At 43.9% G+C, this 25,441-nt stretch carries 21 protein-coding genes and 1 pseudogene; 10 read left to right on the top strand and 12 right to left on the bottom strand.

Annotated elements, in window-relative coordinates; translation table 11 throughout:
• Positions 1-50: 50 nt before the first annotated feature.
• The 3 genes from PHA78_RS01270 to PHA78_RS01260 all read left to right on the top strand — a co-directional run bounded on the left by PHA78_RS01270 (position 51) and on the right by PHA78_RS01260 (position 3,822).
• On the top strand, positions 51-2,204 hold the full coding sequence (locus tag PHA78_RS01270; protein ID WP_024376267.1) for a peptide cleavage/export ABC transporter: 2,154 nt from the start codon (positions 51-53) through the stop codon (positions 2,202-2,204).
• Between the two features lie 9 nt (positions 2,205-2,213).
• Positions 2,214-3,575 carry a bacteriocin secretion accessory protein gene (locus tag PHA78_RS01265; RefSeq protein WP_024378067.1) on the top strand — a complete coding sequence of 454 codons (1,362 nt, stop codon included), beginning with the start codon at positions 2,214-2,216 and terminating at the stop codon, positions 3,573-3,575.
• A gap of 97 nt (positions 3,576-3,672) precedes the next feature.
• Positions 3,673-3,822, top strand: a complete 150-nt coding sequence (locus tag PHA78_RS01260) for a ComC/BlpC family leader-containing pheromone/bacteriocin (protein ID WP_079267743.1) — start codon at positions 3,673-3,675, stop codon at positions 3,820-3,822.
• Positions 3,823-4,019: 197 nt separating this feature from the next.
• Here the strand turns inward: PHA78_RS01260 and PHA78_RS01255 are convergent, their stop codons facing one another.
• The 5 genes from PHA78_RS01255 to PHA78_RS01235 all read right to left on the bottom strand — a co-directional run bounded on the left by PHA78_RS01255 (position 4,020) and on the right by PHA78_RS01235 (position 7,246).
• On the bottom strand, positions 4,020-5,351 hold the full coding sequence (locus PHA78_RS01255; protein WP_099780237.1) for a GHKL domain-containing protein: 1,332 nt from the start codon (positions 5,349-5,351) through the stop codon (positions 4,020-4,022).
• A gap of 9 nt (positions 5,352-5,360) precedes the next feature.
• The gene (locus PHA78_RS01250) at positions 5,361-6,101 is read right to left on the bottom strand and encodes a response regulator transcription factor (RefSeq protein ID WP_024376264.1); all 741 of its coding nucleotides are present in this window, start codon (positions 6,099-6,101) and stop codon (positions 5,361-5,363) included.
• A complete protein-coding gene (locus tag PHA78_RS01245) occupies positions 6,101-6,442 on the bottom strand; it encodes a LytTR family DNA-binding domain-containing protein (protein ID WP_024378069.1) in 342 nt (113 codons plus the stop codon). The genes PHA78_RS01250 and PHA78_RS01245 overlap by 1 nt, the downstream gene beginning before the upstream one ends.
• A gap of 290 nt (positions 6,443-6,732) precedes the next feature.
• A complete protein-coding gene (locus PHA78_RS01240; RefSeq protein WP_044672279.1) occupies positions 6,733-7,038 on the bottom strand; it encodes a hypothetical protein in 306 nt (101 codons plus the stop codon).
• The gene (locus tag PHA78_RS01235) at positions 7,019-7,246 is read right to left on the bottom strand and encodes a hypothetical protein (protein ID WP_024376261.1); all 228 of its coding nucleotides are present in this window, start codon (positions 7,244-7,246) and stop codon (positions 7,019-7,021) included. Before PHA78_RS01235 ends, PHA78_RS01240 begins: the two co-directional genes overlap by 20 nt.
• A 225-nt stretch (positions 7,247-7,471) precedes the next feature.
• On the opposite strand from PHA78_RS01235, the gene PHA78_RS01230 reads away from it, so the two are divergent.
• Entirely contained in the window at positions 7,472-7,870 is a 399-nt protein-coding gene (locus PHA78_RS01230) for a hypothetical protein (protein WP_029180393.1), read from the top strand.
• 131 nt (positions 7,871-8,001) lie between these two features.
• Here PHA78_RS01230 and PHA78_RS01225 read toward each other — a convergent pair.
• The 5 genes and pseudogenes from PHA78_RS01225 to treR form a co-directional block, all read right to left on the bottom strand.
• Positions 8,002-9,331 (bottom strand): annotated as a pseudogene (locus PHA78_RS01225) (IS1182 family transposase); the annotation flags it as partial.
• Positions 9,332-9,452: 121 nt separating this feature from the next.
• Entirely contained in the window at positions 9,453-11,786 is a 2,334-nt protein-coding gene (locus PHA78_RS01220) for an endonuclease MutS2 (protein WP_099809128.1), read from the bottom strand.
• A 484-nt stretch (positions 11,787-12,270) separates the two neighbouring features.
• On the bottom strand, positions 12,271-12,819 hold the full coding sequence (locus tag PHA78_RS01215) for a CvpA family protein (RefSeq protein ID WP_029177092.1): 549 nt from the start codon (positions 12,817-12,819) through the stop codon (positions 12,271-12,273).
• Positions 12,816-13,127 carry a hypothetical protein gene (locus tag PHA78_RS01210; protein WP_029177093.1) on the bottom strand — a complete coding sequence of 104 codons (312 nt, stop codon included), beginning with the start codon at positions 13,125-13,127 and terminating at the stop codon, positions 12,816-12,818. Before PHA78_RS01210 ends, PHA78_RS01215 begins: the two co-directional genes overlap by 4 nt.
• A 57-nt stretch (positions 13,128-13,184) precedes the next feature.
• On the bottom strand, positions 13,185-13,898 hold the full coding sequence (treR, locus tag PHA78_RS01205) for a trehalose operon repressor (RefSeq protein WP_024378075.1): 714 nt from the start codon (positions 13,896-13,898) through the stop codon (positions 13,185-13,187).
• 233 nt (positions 13,899-14,131) lie between these two features.
• Between treR and treP the strand changes: the two genes are divergently transcribed.
• From treP to PHA78_RS01190, 3 genes are all read left to right on the top strand, one after another.
• The gene (treP, locus tag PHA78_RS01200) at positions 14,132-16,126 is read left to right on the top strand and encodes a PTS system trehalose-specific EIIBC component (protein WP_170238118.1); all 1,995 of its coding nucleotides are present in this window, start codon (positions 14,132-14,134) and stop codon (positions 16,124-16,126) included.
• Positions 16,127-16,206: 80 nt separating this feature from the next.
• Positions 16,207-17,832, top strand: a complete 1,626-nt coding sequence (gene treC / locus PHA78_RS01195) for an alpha,alpha-phosphotrehalase (protein ID WP_024378077.1) — start codon at positions 16,207-16,209, stop codon at positions 17,830-17,832.
• A 64-nt stretch (positions 17,833-17,896) separates the two neighbouring features.
• Complete coding sequence (locus PHA78_RS01190; RefSeq protein WP_024378078.1) at positions 17,897-18,259, top strand: iron chaperone; 363 nt, start codon at positions 17,897-17,899, stop codon at positions 18,257-18,259.
• 83 nt (positions 18,260-18,342) lie between these two features.
• On the opposite strand, the gene PHA78_RS01185 is transcribed toward PHA78_RS01190, so the two are convergent.
• A complete protein-coding gene (locus PHA78_RS01185) occupies positions 18,343-19,407 on the bottom strand; it encodes a LysM peptidoglycan-binding domain-containing protein (RefSeq protein ID WP_099809132.1) in 1,065 nt (354 codons plus the stop codon).
• Positions 19,408-19,815: 408 nt separating this feature from the next.
• The gene (locus PHA78_RS01180) at positions 19,816-20,799 is read right to left on the bottom strand and encodes a Gfo/Idh/MocA family protein (RefSeq protein ID WP_029185531.1); all 984 of its coding nucleotides are present in this window, start codon (positions 20,797-20,799) and stop codon (positions 19,816-19,818) included.
• 84 nt (positions 20,800-20,883) lie between these two features.
• On the opposite strand from PHA78_RS01180, the gene rnhC reads away from it, so the two are divergent.
• The 3 genes from rnhC to recD2 all read left to right on the top strand — a co-directional run bounded on the left by rnhC (position 20,884) and on the right by recD2 (position 25,336).
• Positions 20,884-21,774: a ribonuclease HIII gene (rnhC, locus tag PHA78_RS01175; RefSeq protein WP_099779795.1), complete on the top strand. Its 891-nt coding sequence runs from the start codon at positions 20,884-20,886 to the stop codon at positions 21,772-21,774.
• Between the two features lie 10 nt (positions 21,775-21,784).
• On the top strand, positions 21,785-22,414 hold the full coding sequence (lepB, locus tag PHA78_RS01170; protein WP_024378082.1) for a signal peptidase I: 630 nt from the start codon (positions 21,785-21,787) through the stop codon (positions 22,412-22,414).
• Positions 22,415-22,843: 429 nt separating this feature from the next.
• Entirely contained in the window at positions 22,844-25,336 is a 2,493-nt protein-coding gene (recD2, locus tag PHA78_RS01165; RefSeq protein WP_272158356.1) for an SF1B family DNA helicase RecD2, read from the top strand.
• Positions 25,337-25,441: the final 105 nt, after the last annotated feature.

Raw genomic sequence — 25,441 nt, 5'->3', positions numbered from 1 at the left:
GACATAATGCTACTAGACTACTTTTAGTTCAATAGGAAAGGAAACTAGATATGACCAAGATAAAGAAAACCTTCGTCCCTCAGATAGATGCCCGAGATTGCGGAGTCGCTGCTCTCGCTTCTATCGCCAAATACTACGGCTCAGACTACTCCTTGGCCCACTTGCGAGAGTTAGCAAAGACTAATAAAGAAGGAACAACAGCCCTCGGTATCGTGAAAGCTGCACATGAAATGGGCTTTGAAACCAGGGCTATCCAAGCCGATATGAGCCTCTTTGATATGACTGATATTCCTTATCCCTTCATTGTCCATGTCAATAAAGAGGGAAAACTCCAGCATTACTATGTGGTCTATAAAAATTTGAAAGATCAGGTCCTCATTGGCGATCCCGACCCGACTGTAAAAGTTACCAAGATGAGCAAGGAGAGATTCGCTTCCGAATGGACAGGAGTAGCCATCTTTCTTGCACCTGAACCGAGCTATAAACCGCACAAGGATAAGAAAAATGGTCTGCTCGACTTCCTTCCCCTCATCTTCCAACAACGAACACTTATCTTTTATATCGTTCTAGCCAGCTTACTCGTCACCCTCATCAACATTGCTGGCTCCTACTATCTGCAAGGGATTTTAGATGAATACATTCCAAACCAGATGAAATCCACTCTCGGCATCATCTCCATCGGACTGATTATCACCTATATTCTCCAGCAAATGATGACCTTCTCCAGAGACTACCTATTAACTGTTCTCAGTCAACGGCTCAGCATTGATGTCATTCTCTCCTATATCCGACATATCTTCAAACTCCCCATGTCCTTCTTTGCGACACGGCGAACAGGTGAAGTCATCTCTCGTTTTACAGATGCCAACTCAATCATCGATGCCCTAGCCTCTACAATCCTCTCCCTCTTCCTAGATGTGACTATTTTAACCATTGTGGGCGGGGTCTTATTGGTACAAAACACGCACCTCTTCCTCCTCTCACTGATTTCAATCCCAATCTACGTGGTCATCATCTTTGCCTTTATCAAACCCTTTGAAAGAATGAACAACGCTGTTATGCAGAGTAATTCGATGGTAAGCTCTGCTATTATCGAAGATATCAATGGTATTGAGACCATTAAGTCATTGACAAGCGAAGAACAACGCTACCAAAAGATTGACAGCGAATTTGTGGATTATCTGGAAAAATCCTTTACCCTCAGCAAGTATTCGATCCTGCAATCCACTCTGAAGCAAGGAGCCCAGCTGATCCTCAACATTACTATTCTCTGGCTCGGCTCTCAACTAGTCATGACAGGAAAAATCTCTATCGGACAACTCATCACCTTCAATACCCTCCTCTCTTACTTCACCAATCCCTTGGAAAATATCATCAACCTCCAGACCAAGCTCCAATCTGCCAAAGTTGCCAACAATCGCCTTAATGAAGTCTACTTGGTTGAGTCAGAATTTCAAGAAGGACAGACCCTAACCGATCCAAGCTTCTTAAAAGGAGTTATTCAGTTTGAAGATGTTTCCTATAAATACGGATTTGGACGAGACACCCTATCTGATATTCAACTGACCATCAAAGAAGGGGACAAGGTTAGTTTAGTCGGTATCAGTGGTTCTGGAAAAACAACACTAGCTAAAATGATTGTGAACTTTTTTGAACCCTATAAGGGACGCATCACGCTCAATCATAACGATCTAAAAATGGTTGATAAGAAAGTCCTACGCCAATACATCAACTACCTCCCCCAACAAGCCTATATCTTTAGTGGCTCTATCTTGGACAATCTGACTCTCGGTGCCAACCAAACTATCAGTCAAGAGGATATCCTAAAAGCCTGTGAAATTGCAGAAATCCGCTCGGATATTGAACAGATGCCAATGGGCTATCAGACTGAGCTTTCTGACGGAGCTGGTCTATCTGGCGGGCAAAAACAACGGATTGCTCTTGCACGAGCCCTCTTGACCAAGGCACCTGTGCTTATACTGGATGAAGCGACTAGCGGGCTGGATGTTCTCACCGAAAAGAAAGTCATTGACAACCTCATGGCCATGACAGACAAAACCATTATCTTTGTTGCCCATCGTCTCAGCATTTCCGAACGTACCAACCAAGTCATTGTGCTGGACCAGGGCAAGATTATTGAAACCGGCTCTCACCAAGAATTAATGTCTCGCGGCGGTTTCTATCACCATTTGTTCAGTAAGTAAGGAGTTTTTATGAATACAAACCTATTTCGAAGTGCTGAATTTTATCAGCGACGCTACCATAATTTTGCGACCCTTTTGATTCTCCCCTTGGTACTACTGGTCTCCTTCCTTTTTCTCTTCTCCTTCCTAGCTAAAAAAGAAGTCACTGTCACTTCACGAGGAGAGATTACTCCTACCAAGGTCATCGCCTCCATTCAATCAACCAGTAACAATCCTATTCTTGCCAATCATCTCGTAGCCAATCAAGCCGTAAAAAAAGGCGATGCTCTCATCCAGTACGCCGAAACAATGGAGGCTTCCCAGAAGCAAGCCTTAGAAAGTCAAGTTCATAACCTAGAAGAGCAGAAAAAAGGGTTGGAGACCTTACGAAACAGTCTTGAACAGGGTACCAACCTCTTTACAGGAGAAGATAACTTTGGCTACGGAGCAACCTTTCAGCAATTCGTCAGCCAAACACAAGACCTAGAATTAGGTATCGCTAAAACGAATGCCGAGGTCACTAATCAAGCAGCTTTGGCCAATCACACCGCTGCTGCTATTGACCAACAACTCAGTCAACTCCAGCAGGACATCATCGCCTACGAGGAGCTTAAAACAGCGATTAGCACCCAAGCAAGTAGCTTGCCGACAGGCAATCCCCACCAGGCCACTCTGAACAACTACCTAGCCCAACTCCAAGGAACACCAAATCCTGCCCTTAGTGATCAATACATCAGCCAGATTAACCAAACCATCGCAGGATTGGAAAACTCAATGGCTAGCCTCTCTATTCAACGGGCAGGTACTGGTAGCATCGCCACCTACGACACAAGTCTAGCGACTAAAATCGAAAGTTTACGTGCCCAGTTTCTACAAAACGCAGCTCAGCAACTGACCACTGTCGAATCTCAATTGCTTCAGGCAAAGTCGCAACTCGATCAAGCAGCTACTCAATTAGAACAAACTACCATTACCGCTCCAGAAAATGGTGTCATCGCCCTAAATCCTGAGTTCGAGGGAAAAAACTTGATTCCAGTAGGGAGCGATATCGCCTATCTCTATCCTGATATCAAGCAAACCAAGACCGTCCTTATCACCTACTATGTGACTTCGGAGTATGTCGCCCTCCTCAAAGAAGGCCAGACCGCCCGACTAAGCTTAGAGAAAATCGGCAATCAGCCAATCATAGTCATCGGCTCCATCCAGTCTATCGCTCAATCCGCAACACCGACAGAAGAGGGCAATCTCTTTAAGATTACAGCCCAAGCTACCATTACAGAAAATGAAAGCTCACTTCTACAGTATGGTCTACAGGGTCGCGTCACCAGTGTGATTGCTAAGAAGACCTTCTTCGACTACTACAAAGATAAACTGCTTCACACAAATAATTAACCATTCAGGACGTTTCAACGACCATTTAGGATATGGGGAAGATTTTTTGAGAATTTTCGTTTATAATAACATAAACAAGAAAAAAGGAGGTCCAATCATGGACAAACAAAAACACAACACATCATTTACACAGCTATCCGACACAGAATTGCAGTCTATCATAGGAGGTGACTGGTGGACAGACTTTATTAAGTTAATTCCCAAACCATTTGATATCGCTCTCCCTGGTAAGCGTAAACAGGGGTAGGAAATCACCTAGATAACAAAAAGGCTTGAAACGAAAGGTTCAAGCCTTTTAACTATTTGTCATGTGCAATAATCAGCAATCTAGACTCCGGTCACTAAGTCAAGAACTGAATCATCCTTCACTTATCTCTAGCCAGCTGGTTAACAACCAAGTAGGCCGTTTTCTTAGTGGCACCAAGAAGTTCAACAGCTCTACCCTCATTTCTCTACCATGATTTCCAGAACCTGACAGAAGGTATGGTTGCAACTACTGGTATTTAGCGAGACATTGAGGTAGCCATTCAAAATCTCCCTGACAGTGTAGAGACCGATTCCCCGCCCTTCTCCTTTACTACTCCTACCAAAATCTGTCAGATTAGCAAGGGCGACCGACTCTTCCTTAGTCGTATTCTCTACGATAAAGAGTTGCTTGTCACCTAAGGAGAGATAGGCGATACTCATACTTGGTTGCTCGGTCTCCATGGTCGCTTCTATCGCATTGTCACAAAGAATAGAGGCGATCGTGATAAAGTCTAACAGCTCTATCCCTTTGGGAGAAATAGGGTTTGGTACCTCTAAGGAAACTGCAATCCCTTGTTCTGCAGCCTGCATAAATTTAACCGCCAAGAGACTCTTGAGGGCTGGATTGTCCAGATGAATCAACCGCCCCACATCATACTTTTGATGACGAAAAGAGGCATTAGAGCCCTTGAAAACTGACTGATATACCTCTTCAATCAAGGACAGGTCCTGATTGTCGATTCCCAATCGCAAGGTTGTCAAAAGATTGGCATAGTCATGGCGGAAGCCTCTCACTTCTCGATAGAGTCCCTCTATGTGCTGACTGTACCGCTCCATATCTTGCAACTGACGCTCCTTCTGAAGCAATAAGGCAGCCTGCAACCGTTCCTTGATGTGTCGGTCCAACTGGTAGACAACCCCCATGAATAAGACCAGGTAGACTACCACGATAAACTGGCGATACACGACCGTATCAATCTGATAGATTTGCTCCAAATAAATCAAAATATGATTAAGGAAGAAATAGCCGATCATCAAGTAATTGGTGACTGTCAAAACCTTCCTATCTTTCTCATCTAGGGTTCGGGACCATAGCTGTGAAAAGTCATATCCCAGCCACTTCAAAAAGAAGAAGACCAGTGCCCAGCACACTATCCCTGATACACTTCGCCCAAGAGGCTCCCATAGGACTTCTTTATCCCAGCCAAACATGGGGAGGAGAAAGAAGACAAGGCTACGATGAAAGAGATTGAACAGGATAGAGGTAAAGAAGGCATAGAAGACTGCCAAGGTTTTGGACTCTTTTCCAAACAATAGATAGGATACTAGCAATTTAGTTATTATTTCCGACGAAAAGGTTATTACTGCTAGGTCTGGATAGACTATGGTCAGTATATTCAACCCCAAATCCACCAGAAAACCAAGGGCAAGATAGGTCCAGGGGAGCTTCCGACCACTTATCCAAGCAATCGAAAGATAGGGGAGAACAAACATCACTACAATTGCTATCACAAAAAATAGAAAACTCATTAGCTACTCCTATCTATGCAAGTCTCGAATGGCATTATGAACTAGCTCCATTCGATTCCGAGCGACATAGCAGTTGCTACCATTTCGGAAGTAGAGAACTTTCATCTGTCGATCAACCTTGACCACATTATTGGGATTGACCAAGTAAGAGCGATGACACTGGAGCAGTCTTTTTTCTTGTTTCAAAATATCTGCCAAATTCCCTGTAAACTCTAAGCGATCCTTCTCCGTATGCAGAATAACCCGATGGGGATGAGGAGAGGTTTCGATATAGAGAATATCCGCAAAGGGAACTTGGACCTGGGCATAACGCGACTTGTAATAGAAGGAATCCTCTGCCACCGTCCGACTATTTTTCCCATTAGCATAAAGGAGAGCTGTCTCAATCCGTGCCTCAAACTCGGCCGGGGCTAGCTCCTTATCAATAAAATCCAGAGCCGATACCTGATAACGAAAGGCCAGAGGCATATACTCGGAGTGAGTGGTAACAAAAACGATAATGGCAAAGGGATCAATATCACGAATCTGTTGAGCCACCTCTAACCCCTTCTTGTCATCTGCTCGAATCTCAATGTCCAAGAAAAAGAGTTGATGAGCTCCTTTTTCCTCTACTGCCCGAATCAACTGGTCTGGTTTCCCAAAAACTTCAAACTTCTTAGTCTGAATGTGGTGTCGCTCCATTAAACTACCAACGATTGACTCAATCCGTGACTGTTGGGCAAAATCATCTTCTAAAACAAATACATTCATCATCTTATTTCTTCTCCTTTGTTCAACCATAATTGTCGCAGTTCCTGATAGCGACGTCTTGAAAATGCGATGGGACGATTGCTTTCTAGTATCAACGCTCTCTTTTCCACATCTATCTCCCTAATCTTCGAGAGATTGACCAGACAATTCCGATGACAGCGGACTAAGACTGGGCTGTATTCTTTTTCCAGACGACTGAGGCTATCAAGCACATCATAGGACTTTCCTGCTGTCTTGATTCGCACATAGTGAGCTTTGTCAGGGTGACTGGTAATATCGTAAACTTGATCCAGCGGGAGTTTTATCCACTCCTTAGCCGTTCGAATCATCAAAAAGGGCATAATCAGACCTCCTTCTCCTGTAAGCATACTATAAAACAGAAGAAAAGAGACTCCATTTCCTAAACGGTCGTTAAATCGTCCTGAATGGTAAAACAATACCATTCAGGATTTGGCCAGTTAAACATTCAAGTCTACTGATAAGATTGCTAGAAGTAAAAACCGGAGGTTCGTATTCCCTATTGTATCACAAAATACAAAGTCGATGCATTTTAAAATGTGCAAAACGCTCCTAAATACTGGTACAAAGAAAAGCCTTCATCGTCAAATGAAGACTTTTTAGAGAGTGAGGACTAGGCTTTCTGACCATACTGTTTTTGAAATTGTTTCTCTGTAAAAATTCTACAGTGCGTTTTATCAACAATATCGCCAATTTCTGCTAAAACATACATCCCTTGACCATAATACCTGCCAGATTGATGCCACCATTCCTTGTTGAGACCAGCAACAAGGATACGCAGGCGATTGTCTAGCCATTGAAAGTAGTGTTTGGCAAAAGCCTCTTGGACCCAGATAGGTTGTGGTCCGCTTTTAGAAACCTGCCAGATTTCTATCTCTGATTCAGGATTGTCTTGGATATTATAGTCCGTTACAAGCATTAGGTGTGCCTCCTGTTCCAAATGGAGTACAAGGGCGTGGAGGGTTTCTTTTAGGCCACTTTCCATTCAATTGATCCAAGGTCTGTCCTCCTCCGTCCATGGCATCAATTGCACCGCTAAAAAGAGTCCCCCAAGGAAAACCTCCTTCAATAGTTAGAAGTTTATCACTCCTTAGTTCTTCAAATCGTTCCATTATTTTTGTATTCATGTTGAATACCTCCATTGTATTGTTTTTGTCCAGTTGCAACTCTGACAAATTAAGTATAGCTCATTTTTGAAAAAAGAATTAGACATTTCCTGAATGGTCATTGAACAGTCCTGAACTGTTCGTTTTTTTACCGTTCAGGACGATTCAGTGACTGTTCAGGATTTGGCGAGCTAAAAAACCAAGCATTTTGATAAGATGGAAGCAAGAAAGAAACAGGAGGTACACATGATTGAAATTTTCCCTTACTCTATTACTAGCTACCTTACAAGCTTTATTATCCATTTATTTCTCATTGCTCGCAAACAGTGGTTTGCCGTGAAGACCAAACTCGGTTACGAGCCCTATAATTCTTGGAAGCCTACAACCTATTTCATTGTCAAGTCCAGGGCCTTGTCTTCTGAGAAAATGCACTTCTTCCTCAGGGATATTCGACAACGTTCCGAGCTTGCCAATATCATTATCATCGGAAAAGATATTGACTACGAAGAACTCTTCCGCAATCACTACCGTGTCTTTGGGGTGATTGATACGAGTGAAGACCAATCGTTTGGCTATATTCGTAAAGAGATTTTTCACTATCTTGATGCCCTCTACCCCTCTCAGACCCCTGGGAAAAAACGCTAAAGCACCTGCAAGTGCTTTCAGATTGCAGACAAACATCGTTTTGGTGTTTGTCTTTTTTACTGTTTTTAGAGAAAAATGGCTGTTTTAATGCTGAAACCACCCCATCTGGACAAAATAAAAAGGCCTTCTTGCCATCCTTTTAGCTAGTTTTTTGAGATTTAAGCACGCCAAAGTCAGTCCAATCTTATCCTCCATTTTGGACTTGCCTTTTTCTCTCGTGTAGCGCAGATTATGGTATTCCTTGGCTGTGCCAAATAGCCGTTCAATCGTCTCTTTCCGATGTTGGTAGAGCTCCTTCATCCCTCTTTGATGACGAATATCCTCGCACTGTTCCAAATACTCCTTCCAAATATGCCGCGTGACAACTTTTTGATGGTTCTTACTGGTCGTACATACTGATAATAGGGGACAGTTGGCACAAATTGCAGGATCACTTTTGTATTCTCGGTAGCCTTCTCTGGTAGTCGTGCGATAGGTCAAGGCCTGATGTTCAGGACACAGGACACAATCGAAGTGTTCGTCATAGACAAAATCTTTAGGACGAAGTTGACCCTTCTTCCCACGGGGACGGGTGTAGGGAAGGACAGGAGTGATTTCCTTATCAATTAGAAACTTGGCAATACTGGGAGTTTTATAGCCCGAATCCGCAATGATATACTCTGGTTTCAAGGGTTCAAGCTTGGCGAAAAGTGCAGGAAAAGCCTGACTGTCATGGATATTACCAGCCTCAACACTATAAGCAAGTGCCCAGCCATACTTATCACAGGCAACTTGGGCAGAATAAGCGAAAACTTCCTTATGATCACCTTTGTGGAACCAGCCACTTTCTGGGTCGGTTGTGGAGATTTTCTTAGCGATGGGCTCTGGCTCTTTGGCGGGCCCGAGCGGCTTTTTTCCGTGCTTTACCCGATCTTGATTAATTTCGATTTCCAGCTGTTCACTCATGAATTTGGCCTGCTTTTCCACCTCTTGGTTGATAAACTTACGATTATTGGCCGCAGCTTTAATATGAGTTCCGTCTATGAAAATCTCCGTCGGGTCAATTAGGCCTGCATTGATACACAGCCCAAGAATATGCGTGAAAATGGACTCAATCAACCCTTTCTCTTGAAAGCGACGGGAATAATTTTTGCCGTATGTCGTGAAGTGAGGCACCTTGTCATCTAGGGTTAAACCAAGAAACCAGCGATAGGCAGTATTCACTTCAATATCCTTGATGGTCTGACGCATGGAACGAATACCATAAAAGCACTGAATCAGAGGAATTTTAACTAACATGACAGGGTCAAGACTAGGACGACCATTATCAGACGAATAGGTATCTTCTACTAGGTCATAAATGAAGTCGAAGTCAATCACAGCTTCCACTTGGCGCAGGAAATGATCTGCAGGCACAAGCTGGTCAAGGGTATAGAAACCGTACTGATTGCGGTTATAGTCAGGTTTTTCTTTGTGTAGCATAGGAGAACCTCATAAGTCCTTTTTCTTATATTATACTCCTAAATACGAAGAAAAGCCCTTAGAAAATCAATTCTAAGGACTTTGTCTTCAGTCTGAAAGCACCTGCAGGTGCTTTGTGTTTTTACTTAAAGGTCACAATGGTACAACCTGAACCACCTGCATTTTGTGGAGCATAGCCAAATTCCTTGACCTGCTTGTTGCGACGGAGGTACTTGGTCACCCCTTCTCGGATAACCCCTGTACCGATACCGTGAACAATATCGACTTGGGCTAGGTTGTTGAGCAGAGCTTGGTCGATAAACTCATCCAGCTCCATCATAGCCTCTTCGTAGCGTTTGCCACGGAGATCTAAGCGAGCTTTTGGTCCTCGTACATTGGCACGTTTGACCGTGTGAACCTGGCGCTTCTTAGGCTGCTCTGCCTTTTCCGCCTTGACCAGTTCAAACTCATCCTTGGTCAAGGTCATCTTAATCAAGCCAACCTGGGCTTCCCAACGCCCGTCCTTGAGCTGATTGGTCAAGGTCCCACGTTGCCCATAAGCTGTAACGATAATGTCATCGCCCACCTTGGCTTCCCTCTGAATTTTAGCTTTCTTCAGCACCTTGTTTTTAGACAGATCCACCACTTCAGGCACCAACTTTTTCAGCTCTGCCTTGGCTTCGATAATCTGGTGGGGCTTAAGACTAGCTGCAGCATGGAGATTTTTCAGAATATCCTCGCTTTCTGCCAATGCCATATCTACAATTTCCTTGGCTTCCAAGCGTGCCTTGTTGAGCTCATTTTCCCGCTCACGATTGAGCTCGTCATAGAGCTTGCGGAGGGCTCGGTTCATCTTGTAATTTTCTTGCTCCACATCACGAATCTTATCCAGACGCTGACGACTTTCAACCGTCTGGCTCTCTAACTTCTCGATAATTCGATTGACGTCGCTATCTGTATCGGTCCAAGACTGAGCCGACTGGATAATGATGTCCGACAGACCAAGACGGCGGGCAATTTCAAAGGCATTGGAGCGACCAGGAACACCCTGCATAAACTTATAGGTCGGACGCAGGCTATTGCTATCAAACTCCATGCTGGCATTTTCAATACCAGAGGTTTCTATCCCGTAGGCCTTGAGCTCAGGGTAGTGGGTAGTCGCCATGGTCTTGATGCCCCGCAGACGAAGGTCATCCAAAATAGCCATTGCCAAGGATGCCCCCTCCTGCGGATCTGTCCCCGCTCCCAACTCGTCAAAGAGAATGAGAGAATCTTGATCAGCTGCTCTTAAAATTTCCACCGTGTGGGTCATGTGACTGGAGAAGGTTGATAAACTCTGCTCAATCGACTGTTCATCACCAATATCCGCAAAAATTTCTTTGAAGATAGCTACCCGACTGCCCTTATCAGCCAAGATAGGCAAACCAGACTGAGCCATCAGATGGGTCAAACCCAAGGTCTTGAGCATGATAGTCTTACCACCCGTGTTGGGACCTGTAATGACAATCGCTGTCAACTGACTGCCAAAATAAAGGTCGTTTGGAACGGGCTCAGCAATCAGCGGATGCCGAACGTTGAGAAGGGCAATATCCTGCTTCTCAGATAGTTTGGGTACAACTGCTTGATGATCACGCGCAAAGAGATGCTTAGCGCGGACGAAATCAATATGCCCGATAAGCCAGGCATTGTTACGAATCACGCCACTATGCGGACGGAGCATATCCGACAATTCCTGCAAGATACGGTTGAGCTCATGGCGTTCTTCTGCACGTAGGTGACTGATTTCTTCGTTCAAGGTCACCACTGCCCGCGGCTCAATATAAACGGTCGAACCCGAAGCTGAAATGTCATGGACAACCCCAGCAATCTTATTGCGATAGGTATTTTTAACAGGAAGGACATTGCGTCCATTACGGCTTGCCAAAATGCTATCGGACAGCATGTCGCCTTTGGTCTTCAAAATATCCTGCATGACCTGACGAACTTGGTCTTCAGCTTCACGGATTTTTCTTCGAATACGGGCTAGCTTTTCTGAGGCAAAATCCTCTACAAAACCAGCATCATTGATGGACTGGAGGGAGCCCTGTAAATGTGGAAAAAGCTCAATCTTCTCAAAGAGTTTATCCAGCTGACTAAGACTGACATTTTCCAGATTTCCATAAAAATCCAAGAGAGTTTTGGACACTTCCAAGACTCGCTTGACTGCCAATAATTCTGAGATATTGAGGTCTGTATCCAATTCCAAACGACGCATGGCTGGACCAATGTCACTCGTAGCAGCCATGCTGAAATAGGGATTTTCCACAAAAATCTGCGCTATATCTGTCAACTCGTCAAAGGCCTGTTGGATACGGTGGACTTCCACCATAGGCTCCAACTGTCGCAATTCTTCAAAGCCCTGTTCCGTCAAGAGATAGGGCTCAATTTTTTGTCTTACCTTGTGAAATTCAAGGGTTTCAATAATTTTACTATTCATATGTTCCTACTTAATCTTTTCCTTAGCTTTATCTCATTATCAAAACAATAAAAGATAAAAATATAGTCTTTCCCAATCTCTTAATTAAAGGTATAACAGTCAACTAATACTCAATGAAAATCCAAATCAGACTTGCTCCAAAGGTTCCCCGAACCTTTGGAGGTTGGAAATAGGCGAACGTAGTTCGTTTCGCTCTGATGCAGATCGAACTCTGTTCCTTTTATATTTCAAGGGAACAGGCTGAGGCTGGGCAGAAAGTCCATCCTCGCTTCTCAGAGTTCGTGTCAACATCTCAGCGCAGTGGTTGATTGGCAGATTTGTTCGTGTTTCACACTCCAAATCTGACCTAATCAACTGTGCGGGGGTGGGAAGACGAACTCTTTTAGACTGCTCGAGTTCTTTCCCACTCCCACTCATCAAATCAACAACGTCTGATTTTGATTTTCGAAGAGTATAAATGACGATAAAAAGGATAAGGTCTCCCTTACCCTGCTATATTACTCAACCAGAGAGATTTTAAAAAGCTACTAGTGAATGGTGTGTACTGAATCATGATGTTGGCAAGAAAACTACTGTGCAATTTATCTTGAATCATCGCTAACGGAATAGTTGATAGCAAGACCATGACAATCTGAAGAGAAATAAAAGTCACCAAGACAGCCAAGGCGCCACTTATGAGATTGGTCGTTTTTGTATCAGGATTAAAAGCCTCTAATAGATGGACAAATATTCCTATGAAACGCACAATAGCGTAAACCAAGACGTATATCAAAAGAAAGGCCAATCCCGCATAAAATACCATATCTAGGTCAAAGAGATATTTCTCATCAAAATAGTAGTTGGAGCTCCCCTGAGTAGCATTGGCAAATGGCACCCAGAGATAAAGGAAGGATGCCAATTTTTTATAAGTAGCCGTCGCAACCACCAGAGCAATAATACTTCCTATGCTATAAAAGGCCTGTAGAACTAGACCACGGCTGTAGCCAATGTAGAAACTCCATGCCAAAATGAGAATAATTGCTAATGAAATCATACCTTGTCCTCAAGCTTATCTAAGTCAATCAAGGTCACATTCTTTTTCAAGACCTTTTCTTTGACGCTTGCAAGTTCTTGTTCCTTTTGTTCAAATGCCATCTCGCGCGTTAGTTGAACGGATAGAGCATTGATTGCCAACAAAAGCGCGAGGGTTTCAGGGTCCGCCATCGGCATCTTTTCTTTGATGGCTTGGTATTTTTCCTGTGCAATACGCTCAATCTCTTCCATGAATAAATTATCATGCTCAGTTGTCAAGGTTAATTGCTTCTCGCCAAATGTAAATTTATATCGATTTAAGTTTGCCATATCTTACCTCTTCTTCTATCTATTATAGCGTAAAAAACTTGATTTGGCTAATCTCTCCTATAAAGAATGCTTTCTACGAGCAAAATCTACAAAGCGGAATTTATCAATCTTGTGCTTACTTTCAGTGTATTGAAATTGTCGCGTATCTCCTAAGTAGACCCTGGATTTTATCAACACCAGATAATCATCCTGAATCTGCATCAAATCTCGCTCTTCTCGACTGGTCGGCTCTACCGTAATCTCTTTTTGTGCATAAGCAATATCAAGGCCTAACTTATTTTCTAGGTATTCGTAGATGGATTTTTCAGCAATAGCAGTTGTCAACTCTGGCACGACATCGACAGCAAGATAATCTGTATCCACAACGGAGACCTTACCGTCAATCGAACGTGTACGGACAACTTTCCACACCTTGCTATACGGCTCAAAGCCTGTCAAATGCGAAAGGCTACTATTAACGGTAATCATATCTAAGCTGACAACATCTGTCTTGGTAGAAAGCTGGAGAACATTTGTCAATTCCTGATAGGAAGTTAAACCTGAAACTGGGAAATTGAGAATTTCTTGCTTAAGGACCATTGAACCACGCCCTTGCACTTTTTGAATCAAACCTCCCTCAGTCAAAATCGCCAACGCCTTACGAACCGTATCACGACTAACACCATAGATTTCCTGGAGCTGTTGTTCTGTCGGTAGGGAGCTTTCTGCCGGATAAACATTTGTCCGTATTTTTTCTTTTAAGTCATTATAAATTTCTTGGTATTTTTTCATCATTTCCTCGCAAATTCATCTGTCAAATAACATACAACTATCAACATTATAACAAAATTCATTTCAAAATTAAAAAAAACTAAGCAAAAACGCTTGCATTATTTTTTGAAATCGGATACAATGATAACACAAAAGAAATTTGTCCGTACAAATTTCAAAAATGGACATGCTTAGAGAGATGTCTAAAAAATATAGGGTGACAGATTCCATAAGCTGTCTAGAAGGAAAAATATATGGGAAAATTTGAAAAAGAAGCCAAACAGCTCCTAGAAGCTATTGGCGGAAAAGAGAATGTCAATGCAGTAACACACTGTGCAACGCGCATGCGCTTTGTTCTTGCAGATGAGAAAAAAGCAAACGTAAAAGTCATCGAAGACATTCCAGCAGTAAAAGGAACCTTTACAAACGCTGGTCAATTCCAAGTCATCATCGGTAACGATGTACCAATCTTCTACAATGACTTTACAGCTGTGTCTGGTATCGAAGGCGTATCAAAAGAAGCTGCAAGGTCAGCCGCTAAAAGTAACCAAAATGCTATCCAACGTGTTATGACTATGCTGGCGGAAATCTTCACACCAATCATTCCTGCCCTTATCGTCGGCGGTTTGACCCTCGGTTTCCGTAACGTCTTGGAAGGTGTTCAGATGGAATGGCTTGGACAAGCCATGAAAGACGGGCAGTTGGTCTTTGACGCCGACGGTAACCCTGTATGGAACACCATCGTTCAGGTTTCTCCTTTCTGGAATGGTGTCAATCACTTCCTCTGGTTGCCAGGTGAAGCCATCTTCCACTTCTTGCCAGTAGGTATCACTTGGTCCGTATCTCGTAAAATGGGAACTTCACAAATCCTTGGTATCGTCCTTGGTATCTGTTTGGTTTCTCCACAGTTGCTCAACGCATATGCTGTACCTGGTACAGATGCAGCAACTATTGCCAGCGACTGGTCTTGGAACTTCGGTGCATTTAGTATTGCCCGTATCGGTTATCAAGCACAAGTTATCCCTGCCCTCCTTGCTGGTTTGGCACTGTCTTACCTAGAAATCTTCTGGCGTAAGGTTATTCCAGAAGTGGTCTCAATGATTTTCGTGCCATTCCTATCACTTCTTCCAGCAATTATCTTAGCTCACACTGTCCTGGGTCCTATCGGTTGGACTATCGGACAATGGTTGTCAACTATCGTATTGGCAGGTTTGACAGGCCCATTGAAATGGCTCTTCGGTGCGGTATTCGGTGCCCTCTATGCGCCATTCGTTATCACTGGTCTTCACCACATGACAAATGCCATCGATACACAATTGATTGCGGATGCTGGTGGAACTGGTCTCTGGCCAATGATTGCCCTTTCTAACATTGCTCAAGGTTCAGCAGTATTTGCCTACTTCCTCATGAACCGTCACAATGAAAAAGAAGCTCAGGTTTCACTTCCTGCAACTATTTCTGCTTATCTTGGTGTTACTGAACCAGCCCTCTTTGGTGTCAACGTAAAATACATTTACCCATTTGTAGCGGCTATGATTGGTTCAAGTATCGCTGGCCTACTTTCTGTAACCTTCAACATCCAAGCTGCTTCTATCGGTATCGGTGGTCTTCCAGGTATCTTGTCTATCAAGGCTGAATACTGGGGTCCATTCTTGCTAGCAATGGTAGTTGCGATTGTTGTCCCAATGATTTTGACAGCTGTTTTCAAACGTACAGGTGCATTTTCAAAAAAAGAAGAAGCTGTTGAAGAAGTTGTAGTCGTAACTGAAACTGTCGTTGAAACTGGTTCTGCTATCGAATTGATTAGCCCACTTACTGGTCAAGCCAAAGAATTGTCACAAGCTACTGACCCTGTATTTGCATCAGGTGTCATGGGCCAAGGTGTCCTTATTGACCCGAGCGAAGGTATCTTGGTTGCTCCAGTCGATGGTGAAGTATCTGTCCTCTTCCCAACTAACCATGCTGTTGGTATCACTGCTACAAACGGAGTTGAACTCCTTATGCACATTGGTATGGATACTGTCGGTTTGGAAGGAAAAGGCTTTACAGCCCATGTAAATCAAGGTGACAAGATAAAAGCTGGTGATAAATTGATTAGCTTTGACATTGATGTCATTAAGACTGCTGGTCTTGTCGCTGAAACACCAGTTATCGTGACCAACCAAACTGACTTTGACACTCAAGTTATCGGAAATCTTCCTCGTGCCATCTCGCAAGGCGAAGCTATTCTGACAGTTACAAAGAATTAATGTTCTAGGAGGGCGCAAGGTAACTTGCACCTCCTATCATTGCTTATACAAGAAGGAAAAATCAAGAAAGAGAGAGCAAAATGACAATAGACAAACGAAAGGTTGTTTATCAAATCTACCCAAAATCTTACAAGGATACAACTGGAAATGGTATAGGGGATTTACGAGGAATTATTGAAAAACTTCCATATCTAAAAGAGCTAGGCATTGACATGATCTGGCTCAATCCCTTCTACCCAAGTCCTCAACGGGACAACGGCTATGACATTTCAGACTATACAGCCGTCAATCCTGATTTTGGCACCATGGCTGACTTTGAAGAAATGGTGGCTGTCGGCAAAGAACTGGGCATCGAATTCATGCTGGACATGGTCCTCAACCACTGCTCAACGGAGCATGAATGGTTCCAAAAAGCCCTAGCAGGCGACAAATACTATCAAGATTTCTTTATCCTGCGTGACCAACCAACTGACTGGGTGTCTAAATTTGGTGGCAATGCCTGGGCTCCCTTTGGCGACACCGGGAAATACTACCTCCATCTCTTTGACGTGACCCAAGCCGACCTCAACTGGCGAAACCCTCATGTCCGTGAAGAACTCTTCAAGGTGGTCAACTTCTGGAAAGACAAGGGTGTCAAGGGCTTCCGCTTCGACGTTATCAACCTGATTGGTAAAGACGAAGTCCTCGAAGACTGCCCAATCAATGACGGCAAGCCTGCCTACACAGACCGCCCGATTACCCACGACTACCTCAAGATGATGAACAATGCTACTTTTGGTAGCGAAAAAGGCTTCATGACCGTCGGGGAAATGTCTGCCACTACCATTGAAAACTGCATACTCTACACAGCTCCTGAGCGGGAAGAATTGTCCATGGCTTTCAACTTCCACCACTTGAAAGTGGACTACAAGGACGAGCAAAAATGGACCATTATGGACTTTGACTTTGAGGAACTCAAGCGCCTCTTTCACACTTGGGGCGAAGAGATGTCCGTTGGAAATGGCTGGAATGCTCTTTTCTACAACAACCACGACCAGCCTCGTGCCCTCAACCGCTTTGTTGATGTGGAGAATTTCCGCAATGAAGGAGCAACCATGCTGGCTGCCTCTATCCACCTGTCACGCGGCACGCCTTACATTTACATGGGCGAGGAAATCGGCATGATTGACCCCGATTACGACAGCATGGACGACTACGTCGATGTGGAATCTATCAATGCCTATCAGATGCTCTTGGATCAAGGCCACACACCTGAGCAAGCCTTTAAGATTATCCAAGCCAAGTCCCGTGACAATTCCCGCACCCCGATGCAATGGGACGCTTCTGACAATGCAGGCTTCTCAACAGGAACTCCTTGGCTGAAAGCTGGCAAATCCTATCAAACGATTAACGTTGAGCAGGAAAAAACAGGCCCAATCTTCACCTTCTATCAAGAGTTGATTCGACTCCGAAAAGAACTACCCCTCATCTCAGAAGGGGACTACAAGGCAGCCTACAAGGACAGCCAGAAAGTCTATGCCTTTGAACGCTTGCTAAATGGCGAAAAACTACTGGTCCTAAACAACTTCTTTGCAGAAGAGGTTGAACTAGAACTAGCAGATGACTACGCACGTGGTCAAATCCTCATCAGCAACTACCCTGACAACAAACTCGGTAAGAAAATTACCTTAAAACCTTATCAAGTACTGGCGATTTTGGTGAAATAATGAATGAAAGAGGAGACCACTCCTCTTTTGTGATAGAATGAAATAAAAAAGAAAAGGAAACATCATGCTCCAAGAATTTTTGAACAAGGTCAACAATCCTGTCTTGAAGGACAAACTAGAAGGCATTTTCAATCAAATCCAGCAAGAATTTCCAAGTCTAACCACAGAAATCAAGTGGAACCAGCCCATGTTTATCATGGACGGAACTTTTATCATTGGATTCTCTGCTGCCAAAGCCCATATTTCCATTGCACCTGAAACGGTTACGATGGAAACCTTTGCCAAGGACATCAAGGAGGCGGGCTACGAAGCAACTTCCAACCTCTTCAAAATCAAGGAAGACCAAGAGGTCAACTGGGGCCTGCTCCGCAATATTATCGCCTTTAATATGGAGGAAAAGAAAGGTTACGAAAAGTTCTGGAGATAAAATAAGAAACTTGTATCCCACACCTTCCAATTAATAAGCACGCAAAAATAGCCAAGCTCACCGTGAGTTTGGCTATAATTATTTTATGGATTAAATGACACGTGTACGTGGTCATAATGGTTTTCAGTAATACTTCCACGGTCTGGCATCAAGTTCCAAGTATATGCAGGTCCATAAATACTTGCATATGGAGCATAAAAACGTTGTTTCCAGATAATATAGGAAATATTTTTCGCACCCATATTGGCAATAGCATATTCTGCCACTTGATCCCCAAGTGCTGAACTTTGTGGTACCATAAAGTCAATTGCCAATCCCTTACCATGGTCGCCAGAATCACCAGGACGGTAACCTGAGAAAGAAGTAATACCGAAGGCATTTGCCACTTCTGCGCGGAAGGCTGCTACCTGAGGTTGCAAACCGACATCATAAGCACTTGTACTTGTTGTAGTGGTTGATAGGGCTGTCACTTGTGGAGTTTCAACTACAGGCTGTTCTACAGGTGCCTCAACCACAGGTTGCTCTACAACTTCCTCCACAGGTGCCTCAACCACAGGTTGTTCTGTAACTTCCTCCACAGGTGCTTCTGCTACAGGCTGCTCTACAATTTCCTCTACAGGTGCCTCAACCACAGGTTGTTCTACAACTTCCTCTACAGGCGCTTCTACTACAGGCTGTTCTACAACTTCTTCTACAGGTGCTGAGTCGGTAACTGATGAAATTTGATCCAAGGGAACAACCGTATCCTCAACCGTTACTTGATTGGTTGTTAGGTCAACAGTTGCCTGAACGGTCTCATTTGTGTTTCCCTGAACAGGAGCTTCAATCTCAACCTGAGTCACTTGATTGTTTTGGTCAACAGTCGTCGTCAGTACCGTATCAGGGAAAATCAAGTTGACATCTGCAATTTGATTTATTTTCGCCAGCAAGTCCATATCAATATTCATAGCTAAGGCGATGGCAGATAAGGTATCTCCATACCGAACAGTATAGGTCATCCTTCCTTCTTCTTGTACAATTTCTGGGCTAATTTCAGAAACAGTACGTGGAGCCCATTCGATGGCTAAAACATTTGTCGAAATCATCCCTGTACTAAAGAGGGAAAGAGCCAATGAAGATGTATATAACATCTTCTTATTGTTTTTCATGATGGGTGTTTTTCTCTTGCGACGCATATGTTGTGGTTTATTTGTTCTCTTACGTTTCATAATCTTATTCCTTCTTTATTTTTGAGATGGTTCTATCTTACCTAAATTAAATCTGAAAAACAAGCCTTCAACCTTTCTTTTAAATAAACTGTCTCCACTATGTAATCTTAGGACTTTTCTGTCACACAATCAATATAAATGTCATCTGACTGTCATATTATTAGATAATACTCAATGAAAATCAAAAACAGACTCAGAGACGCAGATGCAGATAGAACTAACGTTCACCAAATCAAGTCAACAACGTCTGGATTTTCGAAGACTATAAGTAAAAAATAAGAGTAAGGCAGTAATCCAACAATTGGCTACTAACTCACTCTCATTTCTATTTTCGGATTAGTCAAAAACCTACATTTCTTCAGGATAAACCAAGCCCCATTCTTTACGGAGTTGGGTCATAATGTCCATGACATCTTGGGTGTAGGCTAGGTGCATGATGTTTTCGATGCCTGCGACAGCTTTTTCCATATCCGCCACTTCATAAGAAAGAGCCTTGGCAGTTTCGCCTATCTCGATGACCTCCTGGCTGCCGTCCTCAGTGTAGGTGATGACAGCCTTCTGACCACGTGGATACTCGTAAAGCTCGATGTAGCCTTTATCGTAGGCAATCGTTCCACGTTTTGGCTGTTTGGCATGGAGGGTCAGGGCGATAGTCGCCATTTCTCCTGCATCATTGCTGAGCAAAATCCCTACCTGCTCGTCCACACCTGTCGGAGCTAATTTAACCTGAGATAAAACCTGATTTGGCTTTTCTGTCATAAACCAACGGACAAAGGACAGAGCGTAGACCCCAATATCCAAGAGGGCGCCGCCTGCCAAGTTTTTATTGAAAAAGCGGTTGGTCATATCGTATTCCTTGTAGCTGCCAAAGTTCATCTGAATCATCTTCAAATCTCCCAGCTTGCCACTTGCAATGACCTCACTCAACTGACGATAGATTGGCATGTGGAAAATGGTCATGGCCTCCGCCAAGACGACCTGATTTTCCTCAGCTAATTGAATAGCTTCTGCTAATTCTTCTGAATTAAGCGTAATAGACTTTTCACAGAGGACATGTTTCCCAGCCTTCAAGGCCTTTCTCAAATAATGGATATGGGTATTGTGAGGCGTAGAAATATAGATAATGTCTACTTCAGGATCCTCAAACACTTCATCGATTTCTCGATAAACTTTCTCGATGCCATATTTTTGCGCAAATTCCACACCCTTGTCATAGGTACGGTTGGCCACCGAATAAAGATTTCCTCCCATAGCCTGCAAGGCCTGAACCAATTCATTGGCAATGACACCTGTTCCCAGAGTCGCCCATTTATACTTCATTTGAACTTCCATAGTCTACCTCACTTTCTCCTTCTATTATAGTAAAAACCACCCTTTTCTGCACACTCTAACTAGCATTTGTGTTACAATAAGAAGATGAACACTGTTGTACTAAAGGCCTCTGCCCAGCAAAAACAAGCCATGATGGCTCACTATGACCGCTATCGGCAGACCAGCAAAAATCCTTATATAGAAGCATTTTTCAAACTGACCGGTGCCAGCCTGTCCATCTACACTTCTGGAAAAGTCGTTTTTCAGGGGGAAATGGCAGAGCAGGAAGCAGGGCTCTGGGGCTATGAGCCAGAAAGCTCTGGACAGACGACTGTACCTGGTCAAAACCTGCCCATGATTGGTACCGATGAGGTTGGAAACGGGTCTTATTTTGGAGGTTTGGCAGTCGTTGCTAGTTTTGTCCGCCCAGAAGACCATGCCTTTCTCAAGTCGCTTGGTGTGGATGATTCCAAGAAAATGACAGACCAAAAAATCTGCCAAATCGCTCCTCTCTTAAAAGAGAAAATCCCCCACCAAGCTCTGCTATTGTCACCGAAAAAATACAACGAAGTCATCGAGCAAGGCTACAATGCGGTGTCTGTCAAGGTCGCCCTGCACAATCAGGCTATTTTCCTACTCTTGCAAAAGGGTGTCCAGCCTGAGAAGATTGTCATTGATGCCTTTACTTCTAGCCAAAATTATCAAAAGTACTTGAAAAAGGAAGCCAACCAATTTGCCAACCCCGTCACTCTGGAAGAAAAGGCTGAGGGCAAGTACCTGGCTGTGGCAGTATCTTCTATCATTGCAAGAAGTATGTTTTTAGAAAATCTTGTCCAGCTTGGTCAACTAGTTGGGATGAATCTGCCGTCTGGTGCAGGCAGTAAATCAGATCATGTTGCCGCCCGTATCTTGAAACGACATGGTATGGCTGGTCTCAATGAGACTGCAAAACTTCACTTTGCTAATACGCAAAAAGCACAAAAATTATTGAAATGAGGAAAAAAATATGGGAGCAATCCAAAAAACAAAACGCTCACCACTAGTCGCCTTCTTAGCTGAATGGGGCATCTTTTTACTGTTTATGGCAGCTTTTTTTGCCAGTCGATACTTTATCTGGAATCCTGTCTCTGTCGATGGCCATTCCATGGACCCAACGCTTCAACACCAAGAAAAACTCATCATGCTAAAAACAACCTCTATCGACCGCTTTGATATTGTTGTAGCCAGTGAAGTGGACTCTAGTGGTAAAGAAAAACTAATTGTAAAACGTGTTATCGGGATGCCAGGCGATGAAATCCGTATTGAAAACGATGTTCTCTACATAAACGGCCAAGAAGTTGATGAACCTTATCTAGATGACTATTTAGCTGCCTTTCATAAGGATAAACTGCAGGAGGAATATGCTTACAACAAACAGTTCCAGGCACTTGCCCAATCTGCTCAAGCCTTTACTCTTGATGCCAACAGTTACCCTAGCCTCAGCTACATCGTCCCAGAGGGCCACTATTTTCTCTTGGGGGACAACAGATTAGTTTCTCTAGACAGCCGAACAGTCGGCCCATTCACCAGAGCAAATATCAAAGGAGAAGTTGTCTTTCGCATGTGGCCTCTCAACCGTATTGGGACTGTTGATTAATACTCTTCGAAAATCAAAACTATCCGTTGTCAAGAGCCTTGATGAGTGAAAAGCTCCAGTGGAGCTTTTCAGCCTGTTACCTTGAAACAAGACAGTAACCATCAGCTTCGTTTCCTAGGCTATTTTTGATTTTCATTGAGTATAACACAAACAAGTTTGGAGCAAAAAGCACAGTACCACTTCTCAGAGTTCGTGTCAACATCCCAGCGCAGTGGTTGATTGGGTTTAACAGTCCAGTGGACTGTTAAAGGTTGGAGATAAGATTTGCGAAGCAAATCTCAGCAATTCGTGTTTTACACTCAAAATCTGACCTATATGGCTGATGCGAACGGGTTCGCTTCATTTCCAAATTTGGAAGTGAGGGGAACTCTTTTTGGTCTATGCGAGTTCTTTCCCACTCCCTTTTCATTATTATTGGAAATAAACTCTATGAACGAAGTGTATGTTACCGGTACTATTGACCGGATTATTTTTGAAAATCCTAGTAATTTTTATAAAATCCTTCTCCTTGAAATCGAGGAGACAGACGCAGACTATGATGACTACGAAATTATTGTGACCGGAACGATTGCCGATGTCATTGAAGGAGAAGACTATCGTTTCTATGGCAATCTGATCACCCATCCCAAGTATGGTCAGCAACTACAAATCACGCGCTACGAACGCAGCAAGCCTACCTCAGCTGGTCTGGTTAAGTATTTCTCCAGCGAGCATTTCAAGGGAATTGGACGCAAAACAGCTGAAAAAATCGTTGAGCTCTATGGCGAAGATACCATTGATAAGATTTTGGCTGAGCCTGAAAAACTAACCCAAATCACAGGCCTATCCAGCAAGAACATGCAAGCATTTGTGGAAAAGCTCCGCCTCAATTATGGAACCGAGCTGATCTTGGCAAAACTAGCTGAGTATGGTATTCCCAATAAATTGGCCTTTCAAATCCAAGACCAGTATAAAGAAAAAACACTTCAGATTATTGAAGAAAATCCCTATCAACTGGTCGAAGATGTCCAGGGGCTCGGCTTTACCATTGCCGATAGGATTGCGGAAAACCTGGGAATTGCCAGTGATTCACCCCAACGTTTTCGGGCTGGCATGCTCTTTAGCCTCATCCATCGCTCCATGGAAACAGGCGATACCTATGTGGAGGCCAGAGACTTGCTGGAAGCTACCCTTGAACTGCTGGAAAAATCCCGCCATACAGAACTGGACCCCGCTGCTGTTGCCCACGAGTTGACAGGACTGATTGCAGACGACAAGGTACAGCAAGAAGGCACAAAGATTTTTGACAACAGCCTCTACTTTGCCGAACATGGTATCCATAAAAACCTGATCCGTCTGATGGGAAAAAATGGTTTCAACCCCTTCCCACGCGCAGACGTTGAGGCTGCCATAGCAGAGCTGGAAAGCATGTCTTCTCTCACCTACGATGACATTCAAAAAGAAGCCATCGTCCAAGCCATTACCAATCCGCTTTTCATTCTGACAGGCGGACCAGGGACTGGAAAAACAACGGTTATCAACGGTATTATCGCAGTCTATGCCATCTTGCATAAGATTGATTTGACACGCAACCGAGAAGAATGCCCAGTCCTCCTAGCCGCTCCAACTGGACGAGCAGCCAGACGGATGAATGAATTGACAGGCCTGCCTTCTGCCACTATCCACCGCCATCTCGGTCTGGTAGAAGGACAGGAAGAATCCTACCGAGATGACTACCTCGAAGCTGATTTCATCATCGTGGATGAGTTTTCTATGGTAGATACTTGGTTGGCAAACCAGCTCTTCCAGAACATCTCCTCCCAGACCCAGGTTCTGATTGTCGGCGATGCGGAGCAATTACCATCTGTCAGTCCCGGTCAAGTCCTTGCTGACCTCCTGAAAATTGACAAGCTACCCAGCATCACTCTAGAACGTATCTATCGTCAATCCGATGATTCGACCATTGTTACCCTAGCCAGCCAGATTCGCCAAGGGGCTCTGCCGAGTGATTTCCGTGAGAAAAAGGCTGACCGCTCCTATTTTGAAGCGCAAAACGAACAAATTCCAGCCCTGATTGAGCGCATTGTCGGCGCAGCCATCAAGTCGGGAATTCCTGCAAACGAAGTACAAATCCTCGCTCCCATGTACCGTGGTGCTGCAGGTATTGACCAACTCAACACCATGACCCAGGCCCTGCTCAATCCACTGGAAGAAGGAGAGTTAGAATTCCTCCACAACGAGCAAGCCTTCCGCCAAGGCGACCGGGTTATTCATCTAGTCAACGACGCCGAAGCCAATGTCTTCAATGGCGACTTGGGCTACATCACCGACCTCCTGCCGGCCAAATATACGGACTCTAAGCAGGATGAAATCACCATCAACTTCGACGGCAGCGAGGTCACCTATCCCCGCAATGAATGGTACAAAATTACCTTAGCCTATGCCATGTCCATCCACAAGTCCCAAGGCAGCGAGTTCCAGGTCGTTATCCTTCCTATCACTCGCACCAGCCACCGTATGCTCCAGCGCAACCTGGTCTACACCGCCATCACCCGCTCCAAGAGTAAGCTCATCCTCCTGGGTGAAATCTCCGCCTTCGACTACGCCGTCAAAAACGCCGGCACCGTCCGAAAAACCTATCTGGTCCCACGTTTCCAAGGGGAAATGGCAGAGCAGGATAGCAAGGAAGCTTTAGCTGAAAAAGCCGAAAGCAAAACAGCTACAACCACGCAAACCCAGCCCCCTACTCAGCCAGACAGGAAAAAACAGGCTGAAGTAGTCAAAGAAAACAACCAACAACTCTCCCTTCTTGATCAAGACCAGCTAGAAAAAACAAGTGCCCAACCCACAGAATACATTTTGACTGTAGACAACCTACTAACCATCGACCCCATGATTGGCATAAAACAGGCAGATATTGAAGAATTTTTCAGGAAAAGATAACAAAAATATTTCTTTTGTTACAAAAATGTTACAAATATTACAACTTTGTGTTGACGAACTTGTTTTTATTTGTTATACTCTGTTTATAAGCGGAGGTAAGAACAA

Origin of the sequence: Streptococcus sp. HN38 (assembly GCF_028335765.1) — a bacterium.
In the GTDB taxonomy this organism is placed as follows: domain Bacteria; phylum Bacillota; class Bacilli; order Lactobacillales; family Streptococcaceae; genus Streptococcus; species Streptococcus suis_P.
The sequence above is the reverse complement of the archived record's forward strand: the minus strand, read 5'-3'. Positions and strand labels throughout refer to the sequence as shown.

Excerpts from the sequence above, each read along its gene's own strand:
- rnhC (WP_099779795.1), top strand. The coding sequence starts at position 20,884 with ATGAACACTGTTGTACTAAAGGCCTCTGCCCAGCAAAAACAAGCCATG.
- PHA78_RS01245 (WP_024378069.1), bottom strand. The coding sequence starts at position 6,442 with ATGCCCTTTTTGATGATTCGAACGGCTAAGGAGTGGATAAAACTCCCG.
- PHA78_RS01250 (WP_024376264.1), bottom strand. The coding sequence starts at position 6,101 with ATGAATGTATTTGTTTTAGAAGATGATTTTGCCCAACAGTCACGGATT.
- lepB (WP_024378082.1), top strand. The coding sequence starts at position 21,785 with ATGGGAGCAATCCAAAAAACAAAACGCTCACCACTAGTCGCCTTCTTA.
- PHA78_RS01260 (WP_079267743.1), top strand. The coding sequence starts at position 3,673 with ATGGACAAACAAAAACACAACACATCATTTACACAGCTATCCGACACA.
- treP (WP_170238118.1), top strand. The coding sequence starts at position 14,132 with ATGGGAAAATTTGAAAAAGAAGCCAAACAGCTCCTAGAAGCTATTGGC.
- PHA78_RS01220 (WP_099809128.1), bottom strand. The coding sequence starts at position 11,786 with ATGAATAGTAAAATTATTGAAACCCTTGAATTTCACAAGGTAAGACAA.
- PHA78_RS01215 (WP_029177092.1), bottom strand. The coding sequence starts at position 12,819 with ATGATTTCATTAGCAATTATTCTCATTTTGGCATGGAGTTTCTACATT.
- PHA78_RS01185 (WP_099809132.1), bottom strand. The coding sequence starts at position 19,407 with ATGAAAAACAATAAGAAGATGTTATATACATCTTCATTGGCTCTTTCC.
- PHA78_RS01255 (WP_099780237.1), bottom strand. The coding sequence starts at position 5,351 with ATGAGTTTTCTATTTTTTGTGATAGCAATTGTAGTGATGTTTGTTCTC.
- PHA78_RS01210 (WP_029177093.1), bottom strand. The coding sequence starts at position 13,127 with ATGGCAAACTTAAATCGATATAAATTTACATTTGGCGAGAAGCAATTA.
- treC (WP_024378077.1), top strand. The coding sequence starts at position 16,207 with ATGACAATAGACAAACGAAAGGTTGTTTATCAAATCTACCCAAAATCT.
- PHA78_RS01190 (WP_024378078.1), top strand. The coding sequence starts at position 17,897 with ATGCTCCAAGAATTTTTGAACAAGGTCAACAATCCTGTCTTGAAGGAC.
- PHA78_RS01265 (WP_024378067.1), top strand. The coding sequence starts at position 2,214 with ATGAATACAAACCTATTTCGAAGTGCTGAATTTTATCAGCGACGCTAC.
- PHA78_RS01270 (WP_024376267.1), top strand. The coding sequence starts at position 51 with ATGACCAAGATAAAGAAAACCTTCGTCCCTCAGATAGATGCCCGAGAT.
- PHA78_RS01180 (WP_029185531.1), bottom strand. The coding sequence starts at position 20,799 with ATGGAAGTTCAAATGAAGTATAAATGGGCGACTCTGGGAACAGGTGTC.
- PHA78_RS01235 (WP_024376261.1), bottom strand. The coding sequence starts at position 7,246 with ATGAATACAAAAATAATGGAACGATTTGAAGAACTAAGGAGTGATAAA.
- treR (WP_024378075.1), bottom strand. The coding sequence starts at position 13,898 with ATGAAAAAATACCAAGAAATTTATAATGACTTAAAAGAAAAAATACGG.
- recD2 (WP_272158356.1), top strand. The coding sequence starts at position 22,844 with ATGAACGAAGTGTATGTTACCGGTACTATTGACCGGATTATTTTTGAA.
- PHA78_RS01230 (WP_029180393.1), top strand. The coding sequence starts at position 7,472 with ATGATTGAAATTTTCCCTTACTCTATTACTAGCTACCTTACAAGCTTT.
- PHA78_RS01240 (WP_044672279.1), bottom strand. The coding sequence starts at position 7,038 with ATGCTTGTAACGGACTATAATATCCAAGACAATCCTGAATCAGAGATA.